Annotated in this window: 11 protein-coding genes; 7 read left to right on the top strand and 4 right to left on the bottom strand. The window is 44.4% G+C overall.

Features of this window, described 5'->3' with window-relative positions:
• Positions 1–44 precede the first annotated feature (44 nt).
• From asnB to CSH92_RS01435, 7 genes are all read left to right on the top strand, one after another.
• Positions 45–1,940 carry an asparagine synthase (glutamine-hydrolyzing) gene (gene asnB / locus CSH92_RS01465; RefSeq protein WP_100655826.1) on the top strand — a complete coding sequence of 632 codons (1,896 nt, stop codon included), beginning with the start codon at positions 45–47 and terminating at the stop codon, positions 1,938–1,940.
• Positions 1,937–2,944: a DegT/DnrJ/EryC1/StrS family aminotransferase gene (locus CSH92_RS01460; RefSeq protein ID WP_100655825.1), complete on the top strand. Its 1,008-nt coding sequence runs from the start codon at positions 1,937–1,939 to the stop codon at positions 2,942–2,944. Before asnB ends, CSH92_RS01460 begins: the two co-directional genes overlap by 4 nt.
• Positions 2,941–4,005 (top strand): GNAT family N-acetyltransferase, encoded by a 1,065-nt coding sequence (locus CSH92_RS01455; protein WP_164084627.1) that lies wholly within the window; start codon positions 2,941–2,943, stop codon positions 4,003–4,005. The genes CSH92_RS01460 and CSH92_RS01455 overlap by 4 nt, the downstream gene beginning before the upstream one ends.
• Before the next feature lie 62 nt (positions 4,006–4,067).
• The gene (locus CSH92_RS01450) at positions 4,068–4,922 is read left to right on the top strand and encodes a sulfotransferase (RefSeq protein ID WP_164084626.1); all 855 of its coding nucleotides are present in this window, start codon (positions 4,068–4,070) and stop codon (positions 4,920–4,922) included.
• On the top strand, positions 4,915–5,658 hold the full coding sequence (locus tag CSH92_RS01445) for a polysaccharide deacetylase WbmS family protein (protein WP_100655822.1): 744 nt from the start codon (positions 4,915–4,917) through the stop codon (positions 5,656–5,658). The genes CSH92_RS01450 and CSH92_RS01445 overlap by 8 nt, the downstream gene beginning before the upstream one ends.
• Positions 5,648–6,397, top strand: coding sequence for a class I SAM-dependent methyltransferase (locus tag CSH92_RS01440; RefSeq protein ID WP_164084625.1), 750 nt, complete (start codon positions 5,648–5,650; stop codon positions 6,395–6,397). Before CSH92_RS01445 ends, CSH92_RS01440 begins: the two co-directional genes overlap by 11 nt.
• 25 nt (positions 6,398–6,422) lie before the next feature.
• Entirely contained in the window at positions 6,423–7,700 is a 1,278-nt protein-coding gene (locus CSH92_RS01435; RefSeq protein ID WP_124916897.1) for a glycosyltransferase family protein, read from the top strand.
• Between the two features lie 332 nt (positions 7,701–8,032).
• Here the strand turns inward: CSH92_RS01435 and CSH92_RS01430 are convergent, their stop codons facing one another.
• From CSH92_RS01430 to CSH92_RS01415, 4 genes are all read right to left on the bottom strand, one after another.
• Positions 8,033–8,872 (bottom strand): hypothetical protein, encoded by an 840-nt coding sequence (locus tag CSH92_RS01430; protein ID WP_100655819.1) that lies wholly within the window; start codon positions 8,870–8,872, stop codon positions 8,033–8,035.
• Positions 8,873–8,944: 72 nt separating this feature from the next.
• A complete protein-coding gene (locus CSH92_RS01425) occupies positions 8,945–10,489 on the bottom strand; it encodes a glycosyltransferase (RefSeq protein WP_164084624.1) in 1,545 nt (514 codons plus the stop codon).
• A complete protein-coding gene (locus CSH92_RS01420) occupies positions 10,476–11,963 on the bottom strand; it encodes a glycosyltransferase (protein ID WP_100655817.1) in 1,488 nt (495 codons plus the stop codon). Before CSH92_RS01420 ends, CSH92_RS01425 begins: the two co-directional genes overlap by 14 nt.
• Positions 11,947–13,059, bottom strand: a complete 1,113-nt coding sequence (locus CSH92_RS01415; protein WP_100655816.1) for a DegT/DnrJ/EryC1/StrS family aminotransferase — start codon at positions 13,057–13,059, stop codon at positions 11,947–11,949. Before CSH92_RS01415 ends, CSH92_RS01420 begins: the two co-directional genes overlap by 17 nt.
• Positions 13,060–13,065: the final 6 nt, after the last annotated feature.

Raw genomic sequence — 13,065 nt, 5'->3', positions numbered from 1 at the left:
AAACGGCTTAGGATGTAGTGATAAGAAAAATAGTGTGACCTATAATGTGTGGCATAGCCGGATTTGTAAATACTAATGGTCAGGCGGCAAATCCTCATGATTTGCAAGCTATGACTGACATTATTGCGCACCGAGGCCCGGATGGAGAAGGTCAGTGGCTTAATGGACCGGTCGCAATTGGCCATCGACGACTAGCGATAATCGACACTAGCGATGCCGCTAAGCAACCGATGCTATCGCACGATCCTCGATATGTGTTGAGCTATAACGGCGAAGTATATAATTTTCGCGAATTGCGCAAGGAGCTTCAAGCCGCCGGTTATCAATTCACCTCCCATTCAGATACGGAGGTTGTTCTAAACGCCCTAATTCAATGGGGAGAAGCTGCATTATTGCGATTTAATGGAATGTTTGCTTTGGCGTTTTACGATCGTAAGTTGCAACGCTTGCTCGTCGCTAGAGATCGTTATGGTATTAAGCCTCTGTACTATTCATCGGGTGCCGAACAGTTCGCATTTGCTTCTGAACAAAAAGCAATATGGACACTACCAGCGCAAAAGCACGAACTTGACCATGAAGCCCTGCTTGAGTATTTCACTTTTCAAAACATTTTTACCGACAAAACCTTAGATAGTGCGATTCAAGTTTTGCCGGCTGGTCATTATGGTTATCTAGAAATTTCTGTCAGTGGCGCTAAGTTTGAAATTCAGCGCTATTGGGATTTTGAGTTTGCCGAACAAGCGTCTGATATGAGTCAAGCAGAAGCGGAGGAAGAACTTGATCGGTTAATGACTCAGGCAGTAACGCGGCAACTAGTCAGTGATGTAGAGCTTGGTGCATACCTATCTGGCGGTATAGATTCAGGCAGTATTACCAGTATTGCTGCTCAGCAGCTTCCGTACGTTAAAACTTTTACCTGCGGTTTTGATTTATCCTCGGCGTCAGGTATTGAGCTTAACTATGACGAGCGGCAAAAAGCCGAATATATGTCATATAAGTTTAAGACTGAGCACTATGAAATGGTGCTTAAATCAGGTGACATGGAACGTTGCATGGAGAAGCTGGTCTGGCATATGGAAGAGCCACGAGTTGGACAAAGCTATCCGAATTTATATGCGTCTAAACTGGCGTCAAAGTTTGTTAAAGTAGTATTAAGTGGCACCGGCGGTGATGAGCTGTTTGCCGGTTATCCATGGCGCTATTATCGCTCGGTTGGTAGTAAATCCTTTGACCATTACATTGATGATTACTATGCATTCTGGCAGCGACTTGCGCCCAATAAGGATTTGATTCAAATGTTCGCGCCGATCAGTGAACAAGTTTCCGGCGTCTGGACACGTGATATATTTAAAACCGTTTTCACACCTAACTCGCCAGAATTATCAACGCCTGAAGGCTACATTAACGCCTCGTTGTATTTTGAGAGTAAGACCTTTTTATCTGGCTTGTTAATGGTTGAAGACAAATTGAGTATGGCTCATTCATTAGAATCGCGAGTACCGTTTTTAGACAATGACCTTGTTGATTTCGCCATGCGCTGCCCGATCCGTATGAAATTAAACAATTTGGATAAAGTCATTCGGCTTAACGAGAACGACCCAGGTAATAAGTTGCGGGATTACTATCAGAAGACACGTGATGGAAAACAGATATTGCGTAGTGCGATGCAGCGCAAGCTTCCAGGCACAATCTCTAGCGATACTAAACAAGGGTTTTCCGCGCCCGATGCAAGCTGGTTTAAAGGTGAGAGCATTGACTACATCAATGATGCATTGATGACCCAAAGCGCACAAATCTATAGTTACTTTGACTTTACTACAGTCACTAATTTGATTTCCGAACACATGAGCGGTAAACAAAATCGCCGCTTGCTTATTTGGTCGTTATTGTATTTTGAAATTTACTTGCAGCATCAGAAGAGACATCACCAACTATCATGATTTCTCACTCAAAACCCAACATAACGACTACCGATTTAGCGCGCGTGAATGATGTATTGGCTGGAGGAAATATTTCGAACGGTCGTCAGGTCGCCCAGTTTGAGCAAGCGCTAAGCGATTTTTTGCATACCCCTTTTGTGCATACAGTGGCGAGTGGCAGCGTGGCGATTGAGATAGCGCTTAAAGCACTCGGTGTTGGGCTGCGAGATGAAGTGATTTTGCCTACCTATGTATGCAAAGATGTCCTCACTGCAGTCGAACGTTGTGGAGCAACACCGATATTGTGTGACATTGGTCTTGACTGGCGCATGACTCCAATATTTGTGGAACCGTTAATTTCGCCCGCAACTAAAGCGATTATCATCGTCCATATCTTTGGTCTTGTTACCAATGTAGAAGCGTTTCGACAATATAATATCCCACTAGTTGAAGATGCATGCCAATCCTTTGGTAGTGCCACCGATGCCCGTTTATCCGGAACAGTTGCTGATATTGGTGTATTTTCGTTTCATGCCACCAAAATGTTAACGACTGGTGAGGGAGGTGCTGTGGCAACCCACTCACAAGCACTAAGTGATAAGGTTACCGCGCTCAGCGAAGCCTATCGAATGTCAGACCTATCAGCAGCGCTCGGCGTCAGCCAGCTAGCACACTTTGATAGCGCGCTAACTTTCAGGCGGCAATTGGCTCGTGAATATGCTCAAGTGTTGCAGCACAAGTCTGTTCGATTACCTACGGTGAGAAATGATGAGTGTTTATTTAGATTCGTTTTTCAATCCGAAGGGGGAGTATTTGAAGAGTTACAGCAAGCGTTTGCGCAGCGTGGCATCGCGATTAGACAAGGCGTAGATGCACTTTTACATCGTATAACTTCGATGGATTCGCAAGCATTTAAAAATGCAGAGTCCTTGTATCGGTCAACAGTCTCAATCCCCTTTTATCCGGCATTGACTCAGGCTGAAATTGAGAGCGTTAAATGTGCTATGGAAGACTTGATCGAATGAATAAAGTCATCGTTAGCCGACTAGGAAAAGATAGCTTTGCCGAGTATACAAAATTTGTCGCAAGCCACTCCCACACAGCCATCTATTACTCGGTTAATTACTTGCAATTTGTGCGGGCTATTTTGCCCGCGGATAAAACTGATTGTTTTGCTGTTCTGGGGTATCAAAATGATAAATTAGTGGCGGTGTTACCCTGCTTTATACGTTCCGGCAATTTTGGCAAAGTCGCTAATTCACTGCCTTTTTTCGGTAGCCACGGTGGGCTTTTGCGAGATCCAACTTGCACTGCAGACCTAGCCCAAGAGACGTTAATGACACTCGACACAGAATGTCGTAAGCGAAAGGTCGATACCCTGACCATAATAGATAACCTTTTCGAGCAACAATTTGCAACATACCTAGCCGCCGGTTTTGAAAGTGTCGATAAGCGTATCGGGCAGTTTACGAATTTGCCTACTGAAGGTATCAATGACGTATCGCTAGGCGATACTTTGATGGCCATGTATCACTCGAAAACCCGCAACATGGTTCGCAAAGCGCTAAAGTCTGAGTTTATCTACAAAGTCGATAACTCTGAGAATTCCGTAAGAGATTTGATTTTCTGGCATCAAAAAAACATGCAGGCAATCGGTGGTCGCCCCAAATCGGATCACGTATTTGCTGAACTATTTGCAAGTTTGTCTGCTGGAGAGTCTTATGATATCTGGCGAGCTGAGCTGAACGGTGAGCTTTGCGCAGGCCTGTTACTGCTTTACTGTGGTTCAGGTGTGGAGTATTTCACTCCAGTGATTAATGATAAATATCGTGCTGAACAGCCACTCAGTGGTTTAATTTTTAATGCAATGACAATACTTGCAACACGCGGCTTTAAATTATGGAATTGGGGCGGGACATGGGTGACCCAAGATGGCGTCTATCGTTTCAAGTCACGTTTCGGGGCTATAGACCGCGAATATCACTATTTCAGTAAGCATTACGACGAAAGCGCCGATATACTGCATAGAAGTCCAGAAGAAACTGTTGCAGAGTATCCGTATTTTTATGTTAGGCCATTTAATTAGCGAAGTACCTTATGCGCTTAGGTGACTTTAAGCATTTCTCTTCGTTTGATTCGGAAATGCGAGTGGCAAAGTATCAAAAAGACCCGTCTTTTGAGCGTGCAATAGATGCGCTTAATACCGGTGATGATATAGCTATACCTGAGGGTGATAGTTATCCACCGATCATTATCGTTTCACCGCCACGCAGTGGTAGCACTTTTTTAAATCAGTTGCTGTCAGTCAAACTAAATCTTGGCTATACGTCTAATTTACTTGCCGCATTCCATCAAAAACCTGCACTCGGAGCTGCATTGCAACGAAAAATGCTGGGTAATAGAATCGCGTCTTTGCAGTGCTTTTCCAGTGACTTCGGTACGACTAAGTTAGTTGAGGAGCCACATGAGTTTGGCTATTTTTGGTCCCGCCATTTAAGTTTTAGTGACACCTATCACGAGCCAGCGTCAAGCAGTGAATTGGCTGAAATTGACTGGTGTAATCTCAAAAAAGAGCTCGATAGTATGAGTCGCGTGTTTCAAGTACCGATGGTCTTGAAGTGTTCCATAGCGGTGTTTTTACTACCTGCGCTATTGCAAAACCTTAATGCGCTGGTGTTATGGATTGATAGAGCTAAAGAGGATAATTGTCGCTCAATACTAACAGCCAGAGAGGAGCGGTTGGGCAGTGTTAATAATTGGTGGAGTATCCGGCCGCGCGGTTTCGAATCTACGTTGCAATACTCCCCCGAGAAACAAGTTGATTGGCAGTTTGAGCGTATGTATAGCGCATTGGCAAGTGCTCATGCTGAGCAGCCCGATGCGGTAATGAAAATAGAGTTTGATGCCCTTGTCAGTAATCCCGATACAATCTTAAGTGCCATCACTGCGCGCTATAAAGAGTTGTTTAGGTTCTCAATTGAGGCGCGTAAGGCCAATGATTAAAACGGCAAAACTGAATAACTTACTCACCGATCCTGTAGGTCAATCATTCGCATATATCACTTTGGATATCGACTGGGCCCCGGACTTTGTACTTGAAAGCGTCATTGAAATGGTTGCAAAAGCCAATGTATATGCAACGTGGTTTATTACTCATAATACACCGCTACTTGAGACACTGGCGCAAAATCCAAAGTTCGAACTTGGTATTCACCCCAATTTTAATTTCTTGCTAACAGGTCAAAGAGATCCGCTAGGGTTGACCGATTACAAGCAGGTGATTGATCACTACATGCACCTTGTTCCTAATGCAGTAAGCATGCGTAGTCATTCGTTGGTGCAAGGCCCGGCAATTTTTGCCCATGCACTTGAAAAGGGAATTCAAATTGATTCAAGCCTGTTTGTGCCCGCCAGCAGTAACTCAGCCAGTTTAACACTGTTACAAGACTACTCAGGCTTAAAGCGAGCGCCGTACTTTTGGGGCGATTATGCTGCATTTAGTGACCCAAAAGCGGTGTCTGCGAGCAAATTGCTGCAGCGAGATGGACTTAAAATTTTCAACTTTCACCCGATTCACTTGTATTTAAATAGTGATTCAATAGAGCGTTATTCTGCATCTAAAAGTGCCGCTAGAAATGCCAATGCATATGCGCCGCTAGTGAATGATGGCTTTGGCACAAAGCAACGCTTTGAACAGCTGGTGGATGCACTTGAGGAAAATAGAAATCATGCAAATTGATAAGCATTTAATAACCAAGATTAATGCCAGCCTTAAGGGCAACGATGCAGAATTTTTTTCACGTGTATGGAATGACGGTGAATTAACCAAATACCACGAGCGTCTAAATAACATTGGTTTTAGCAACAAATCAAGAGTACTGGACGCAGGATGTGGCATGGGACAGTGGTTATACTGTTTAAGTCAAATGAATGCGCTGGTTGATGGTCTAGAATATAGCCAGGTGCGGGTGGATTCGGTCAACACCATATTCGCTCAGTTGCAGGTTAATAATGCCAACGTGCGCCAAGGCAGTATTGAAAACCTACCTTATGAGGATCAATCTTTCGATGCGATATTTTGTTATGGCGTAATTTTTATCACTGACTTTCGCCAATCTCTGCGCGAATTCAGCCGAGTATTAAAAACGGGTGGCAAGCTGTATGTCACAGCCAACGGATTGGGTTGGTACCTGCATTTATTGTTCGATGAGCGCAACAAGTCTGCACACTACGATCCTCGTCAGTTGGCGATTGATGCCATAGGTCGCTCATTAGACTATTTTGATGGTAACCAACAGAAGCGCTCTCCGGGACAAGTCGTCATTCCCTCCGAAACGATGATAAAAGAAGCACAGGCGTCAGGGTTGCGTCTTGACCAATATGCATCTGAGGGAGAGATTAATGGACGGGCAAGTTTTTACGACCGCACAGAGTACATGGGTGAAGAGTTCATCTATGAACTTACGTTAGTTAAGTAACAACACGTTGTTGTAAAGGTTATTTGTGAAAGTCGCGCTCATCTGCAACATGAATAATAACTTCTTCGCAATAGCGCGTTATCTGCGTGATCGTGGCGTAGACGCCCATTTGTATTTACTTGGTGAGCATAGCCATTTCCATCCTTCATCAGACAGTTATAGCCAAGACTACAAAGCATACACTCACACGTTAGATTGGATAGATAAAGGTTACTTCAATAACGATGTCGATAATATCGAATGCATCCGTGAATCGGTAAGTGATTGTGACGTGCTGATAGGTTGTGGCTTTGCTCCTTTTTTTTTAGCGCGGTCAGGCTTAACCTTAGATTTGTTCTTGCCCTACGGTTCGGACTTGTATCAGGTTCCGTTTGACTCAAGTACCGGACTTAAGCGCTGTTTTCTCGCTCTGGCATTTGGTTTAGATCGTATCTATAGGCGCATAACTCATCGAGATAAAGCATTACATGTGCTACGAAAGCTAGGGCTAGATAACACCGCCAAAGACTATCGAGCATACGCCTTGGCAAAGTATCAACGCATTGGCATACGAAGTGCCAAGCACACATTGAGTATGGCGTCTGGAGATACCTTCAAAAAATTCGCTAGTCAGCTCATCGAACCAGCCAAGCTCAGCCAGTCTCCAATTCCCTGTGTTTATAGAGAGTCAGCGACCGACAATGTCAAACTGCCTTATGAGGAAGAAGTCGCCAAGATAAGGCAAAATTACGATATTGTGGTGTTTCATCACGCGCGTCATTCTTGGCAAAATTCGCCTAATCCCCAGAGTAATAAACGCAACGATATTTTGTTGCGGGGAATTGCTGAGTATTCACATTCTCAAGGTGCAAAACGAGTAGCGTTAGTGACTTTGGAGTACGGAGTTGATGTACAGGCATCAAAGAAATTGATCAATGAACTGGGTATTCAGGAACATGTGTACTGGTTTCCTCAGTTAAATCGCAAAGACATCTTCAGGCTAATCCCTTATGCGGATATTGGTGCAGTTGACTTTGGAAACTCATGGGTCTCTGGCGGTGTATTGTACGAGTTTATGAGTTGCAGCTTACCTATCATGCAAATTCGCGACGATGCGGCTTATGCGGATCGCTTTGACAGTTTATACCCGATTTTAAGTGTCGATAGCTGCGAAGACGTCGTAGCGGGGTTGGAGGCTTTCAGTAACGAGCCAGAAAAAGTTCGACGTACAGGTCGTGAAGCATTTGAGTGGTTTCAACAACATGTGGTTGAGCAGCCTATTGAGCTTGTATTAAAGCAAGTTAAAAAATCGAGGGGAGGCTGATGCGTAAAAGAACGATGTAAATCACTCGGCAGATCTAGTCTAATAGCACTAAGAGCTAGGAGAGTGGGATGATCTGGTCATTATTAATAATGCCACCAAGCGAATGGACTGAATAAACCAAACTCTTGAATGAGTGATTGTTTTTATCATTCAGTAATAGAGCGCTCATACAAATTCTCAACCTAGCTATTGTCATATTTATGTTGTCTATTTTTCTCGCTATCGTCGGTATAGATGGGCTCGCACGCGTTTTAGGATTAACCTCGGGTATTTGGGCTGCAATTTACGTTGGATTGGCGTTGATAAAAAGGTTGCGGAGAAGGTGAACACACTCATGCAACAGCAGTTAACTCGTAGTTTAGAATAGTAGCTACCTTAACTATTCTTGGGTCACTGCAAATCCGCTCTATTTGTCCTTCATCCAGTACTTGCTGGTACTTGTTATCAAGAAAAACACCGGATTTTGACTCGTATTGTGCGAGCTTTTTGGGCGGTTGATTTTGTCTACTTGATGGCCATTTTTGAGTTGCCATGTAAATCGCAGCACCATTTCCAGCAATTTGGTGATGCGGCTGTTTAAAGCAATCTAAGACGTCTTTATCAATACTCAAACCCACGCTAGCGAGAATATTATTTATCGTTTCTAGGTTGCGCAAGATTAAGTCTTCGTAGTGAACAATCTGATAGTCTCGTCTAGACAAATATTCGAGTGTTTCATCATAGTACTGAGTATACGCGTCTATCGCTTTATCAATTGTCTGACTAGAGTCGCTTTCTGAATCTAACTTTTGATTAACTACGAATGATGCCAAATGTCTAATTGGGTGTTTCGTCAGTAAAAAATTGTGCAAATTAACGTTGGTATCAAATGTTTTCCGCTGTGAAAACCAACCTATAGTCTTGGAAGTATCAACGATTACTGATGAGTTAACTTGTTTACCCACAAAAGTGTAAAAGTCGTCATGCGGTGCTTTTTGGCATGCGTTGGGTGTCCAAATCGGGCATTCATCTTTACAGTTGGTGCAATGCGCAACGTAATTGCAATTGTCGTTATGTTGAGTGCGCAGCCAGTGAAGTTCACCGCCGCCGTATACACCATCTACACAGTCAAGCATAAAGTTTAGTAATGTACTGCCTGAGTAGCTCATACCAAAAACTGCAATTACATTCATGTGTAAACCTTGTGTAAGTTGTCTATTTTGGGTATCGGCACCCACCAAACGATGTTGAGCTTAAATCAGTAACTACGAGCGAATCAATGGTAAAACTTTTTTTAATGTAGATGTCGCAGAGTAATGCTTTTCAATAAAGGCATAACCCTGTTGAATCAGTTTCTGATGTTCAAAGCGCGACAATTTCAGCAGTGAACTAACTCTGTTTGCAAGGGTATAGATATCTGTCGGAGCTACCATGTATTTATGATAATCATCAGCCAACGCATCTTTGGAGCTACCCACATCGGTAGCGACTATCATACAACCACAGCTTTGTCCTTCTAGCAGCGCGTTCGGCAGCCCTTCAATATGCGACGTTTGGACTAAAATATCGCTCTCAAGCAGGTATGGATTTGGATCAGTAACTGCGCCAACAAGCTTAATATAGGATTCAAGCCCCTTTGCTCTGATCATGGCAATTAGTGCTTCGTGCATACTACCTGCGCCGACTAGAACAGCATTTACTGGGCCATAAATTTGCACAAGATGCTCGATTACTCTCACGAAGTCGTCTGGGCCTTTTTCTTGTTCCAGACGCATTATGCCGACGATAGTCGGTACGTTTATTTCAGGCTTAATTGGACGATTGTCTGCGGGGTGACGGACGATGTTTGGGATGTGCTGTATTTGCGTGGGCTCAAAACCTAACCATTTCGCATAGCTAACTAATCCCATGAGCGAATTGGCAGCTAATTGAATATGTGCGTATTTGGCATAGCACTGATAGCGTTTTGCCATCGTGGTTAAGTTAACACAGAAAGTCATTTGTGCACTCTTGCTAACCAGCTCAGGGGGAGACAATGAACGAAACCACAGGATGGCAGGCAAGGCGATGAAGGTAGAAGTTAGATCGCCACAAATAATGTTGGCTTCATCTAAGAAGCTGATCACCGAGCTTGGCTGTTCTTCGCTGACCCAGTGATACAGTTCTACCAAGTAATGCTGGCCGGATAGTGAAAGGTCGTAAAAACTGTTGTGCGTGCAAAGCTGCGCCACTAAATCCTCACATATAATTGGGGTGTTTAATGCACTGAGGTTGTCATAGCGAATATTGGCTAGTTTAGCTTTTTCGATAAAGCCAGGAGCGTTTTTGTCTTGTGCGGATAGTGCCAGTAGCACAACCTCTTTCCCAGCGTTACGCAGAGCTTCAGCGACTAAAATGGCTTGCTGCTCGGCGCCACCAATAGCAAGCCTTGGCACAACAATGGCAACCTTTTGTGTTCTACTCGTTTGCGCCAAAGGCTTGTTTTCACTCTGTACAAGGTCCGCCTGAACGACTGCGCAAAAAGTGCGGTAGTCAATACACTTACTTGCTCCGAGTCTAACGGCACGCTGCTCAATGGCGGTCCCAAAACGCTGTGCGTCGGCACAGATAACCACTAAGGTGTTTGCTGGAAGTTGAGTGAGCTCATCAGCACTCATTATGGGTTGTTGACCGAATAGGTGCTGACGCTGCTTGGGTGACCTATCGACGATAGACCATTTCAGGTTGTTCAGCTCGCATATGACTTTGGCAAAAGAAGCTGCTCTATTAGCACCCCATAAGACCATATGGCTAAAATCAGTTAGCTTCACTGAATTCCACCTCATGCAGAGGCTCAGTGCCAGAGACCTCCAAGAGTGCAAAAATTTTTGCTAACACAGACTGGTTTGACTGATGAATTTGGGCATGCCGGCTAGCCTCAGTAAGCTTGTTGGATAAAGCCTTGTCGCTGCAAAATTGAGATAAACCGGAAAAAAGTCCTGCCTCTGAATTATCAATTAAAAGCCCGGACTCACCAGCATCTAAAATTTCACTATTGCCACCACAGTTTGTCGCTATAACAGGAAAACCAGTCAGCAGAGCTTCTGCAACTGCCAATGGGTGACCCTCGGTATATGACGCCGATATAAAACAGTCACAATCACGGGCCTGAACAAACGGGTCTTCGACAAAACCAGCGAAAACTACTTTTGTGTCGATACCCAGCTTGATAGCTTGCTGCTGTAGAGCCTCGCGCTCGGGCCCATCCCCGAAAAGCGTTAGTTGAAAGGCTAGGTCGTGGTCGTGTAATGCTTTACATGCATTCAGTAAACGGTCATAACCTTTGACTTTGGCCAAACGACCAACAGAAAAAAAGTGGGGGATTGCCGAGTTCGATTGGTGTCGCTGCGATGCGGCGTCTACGCCAATATAGTTGGCGATAACCTGTTGTTTCACTGAGTTGTTGAAGAGTTGATTAAAGCCGTCTTTGGCATCTTGTGAAACGAACACGATATCGTTGAAAGCTGCGTAACAATCCTGCTCAGCGTAACAATCTGCGAAGCAATAATTCTGCGTCCAATGATTCGTTTGTAGGTTAGTGTGACACCAAGCAATGGTTCTGTGTGCCTGACTATAAGCGACCACTTTGGTTGCCCAACCTTCTAGATAGGCAATGTCGAGGTCGTATGACTGTTCGCCAAACCATTGATTTATGAGCTTGCTATCAGCCATGCGCAGAGCCAATCTAACTACGTTCTGATTAGTGGCAAAATCACTCAGGCATACAAGATCAATATAATCTGGAAACTGGTCTCGATAGTGGTTGTTGTCGAACAAGGATAAAACGGTAACAGAGTGACTTGTTTGCGATAATTGAGCGATCAATGACAAGAGAGACTTTTCTGCACCTCCAGCGCCTAAAGAGTTGATGACAAAACGTATCTTGGTGGCCGATGAATTTGCACTGGATATTGGTTGCATGGCACGCGAGGCTGCCGTGACATAGGCATTGGCTGCTACAACTATTTCCGGAATCTCGTGTAACGCTTTGATGCTTTCGTGATCCACATTGCGCTTTAGTAGCTCGTCACTTATAGCGCTAAGGAAGTTACTGGCGACGATTACCATCGACCATTCGACAGTATGAATATCGTCAACACTTATAATTGAATATTCGCCAATCGCAGTTTGCTTCGGGTGGGTTTCTACAATGCTAACAATTTCAAAGTGTGCGCTAATTAAGCCAACAAAATCCTGAAATAATTGGCCAGCGCCATACACGAGAACTTTAGGTAAGGCAGCCATTGAGAGTCTCCACGATGAGATCAAGCTCTGCGGCAGTCAAGTACGCATGGGTTGGAATACTGAAAATTCTCTGACTCATAGCGATACTGTTAGGAGTCGCCACACTTGGCACTTGGCTAAGTGCCGTTTGTTGATTTAACGGGATAGGATAGTAAATAGCGTGCGGAATATTACTTTCAGATAAGTGTGTCAAAAAGGTTTCACGCGGTACTTCTGGGTGCCATATCGAATATTGTGCCCAAGCACTTGAATAGGTGTGTGGAATATGTGGCGTTACTATTGAGCTTATTAGATGCTCACTTAAAAACGCGGCATTACGCTGACGCGAGATGCATTCTTGGTCAAATATTGAAAGCTTTTCCAATAGTATTGCCGCTTGTAGTGTGTCTAAGCGACTGTTTAACCCTATACGCACATTCTCATATTTATGCGAACCTTTACCGTGTACTCGAATTGACTGGCAACGTTCGGCTAGGGTAGCGTTCGCTGTGAAAATAGCCCCTCCGTCGCCAAAACAACCCAGAGGCTTGGCAGGGAAAAAGCTAGTGGTTGCGATATCGCCAAAGCTACAAGCTTTGTGGCCAGCTATGGTTCCACCAAACCCTTGGGCTCCATCCTCTATCAATTTTAAGTTGTGCTGTTTGCAAATAGCGCTTATCGCAGGATAGTCTGCTGGAAGTCCGAATAGGTCGACGGCAATGACCGCCTTAGGCTTTAAGCCCGCCTGCCTCGCGGCGGCTATGGCAGAAGCTAAGCTTTCGGGGCAAAGGTTGAATGTGTGCTTATCGATATCGACGAAATAGGGTGTTGCACCCACCAAGGCAATCACTTCAGCAGTCGCGAAAAAGGAAAAAGCTGTGGTAAACACGATGTCACCGGGCCCGATGTCTAACGCCATCAAAGCAATCTGTAATGCATCTGTACCATTTGCACAAGTGATGCAATGCTCAGTGCCAACATACCCTGCAAGCTCTGCCTCCAATTCACTAACTTCAGGGCCAAGAATAAACTGGCCATGAGACAACACAGTGTTAATCCGCTCATTAATCGCAGGTTGGAGCCGATGTAATTGAGACTGTAAATCAATAAGCTGCATATTCAA

The organism is Neoalteromonas flava, assembly GCF_002807685.1.
Classification (GTDB): Bacteria; Pseudomonadota; Gammaproteobacteria; order Enterobacterales; family Alteromonadaceae; genus Alteromonas_E; species Alteromonas_E flava.
This window is presented reverse-complemented; position numbering and strand designations above follow the sequence as displayed.

What these genes read in the sequence shown, in the direction of transcription:
- CSH92_RS01460 (WP_100655825.1), top strand. Translation starts at nt 1,937, where the DNA reads ATGATTTCTCACTCAAAACCCAACATAACGACTACCGATTTAGCGCGC.
- CSH92_RS01445 (WP_100655822.1), top strand. Translation starts at nt 4,915, where the DNA reads ATGATTAAAACGGCAAAACTGAATAACTTACTCACCGATCCTGTAGGT.
- CSH92_RS01440 (WP_164084625.1), top strand. Translation starts at nt 5,648, where the DNA reads ATGCAAATTGATAAGCATTTAATAACCAAGATTAATGCCAGCCTTAAG.
- asnB (WP_100655826.1), top strand. Translation starts at nt 45, where the DNA reads ATGTGTGGCATAGCCGGATTTGTAAATACTAATGGTCAGGCGGCAAAT.
- CSH92_RS01420 (WP_100655817.1), bottom strand. Translation starts at nt 11,963, where the DNA reads ATGGCTGCCTTACCTAAAGTTCTCGTGTATGGCGCTGGCCAATTATTT.
- CSH92_RS01455 (WP_164084627.1), top strand. Translation starts at nt 2,941, where the DNA reads ATGAATAAAGTCATCGTTAGCCGACTAGGAAAAGATAGCTTTGCCGAG.
- CSH92_RS01415 (WP_100655816.1), bottom strand. Translation starts at nt 13,059, where the DNA reads ATGCAGCTTATTGATTTACAGTCTCAATTACATCGGCTCCAACCTGCG.
- CSH92_RS01430 (WP_100655819.1), bottom strand. Translation starts at nt 8,872, where the DNA reads ATGAATGTAATTGCAGTTTTTGGTATGAGCTACTCAGGCAGTACATTA.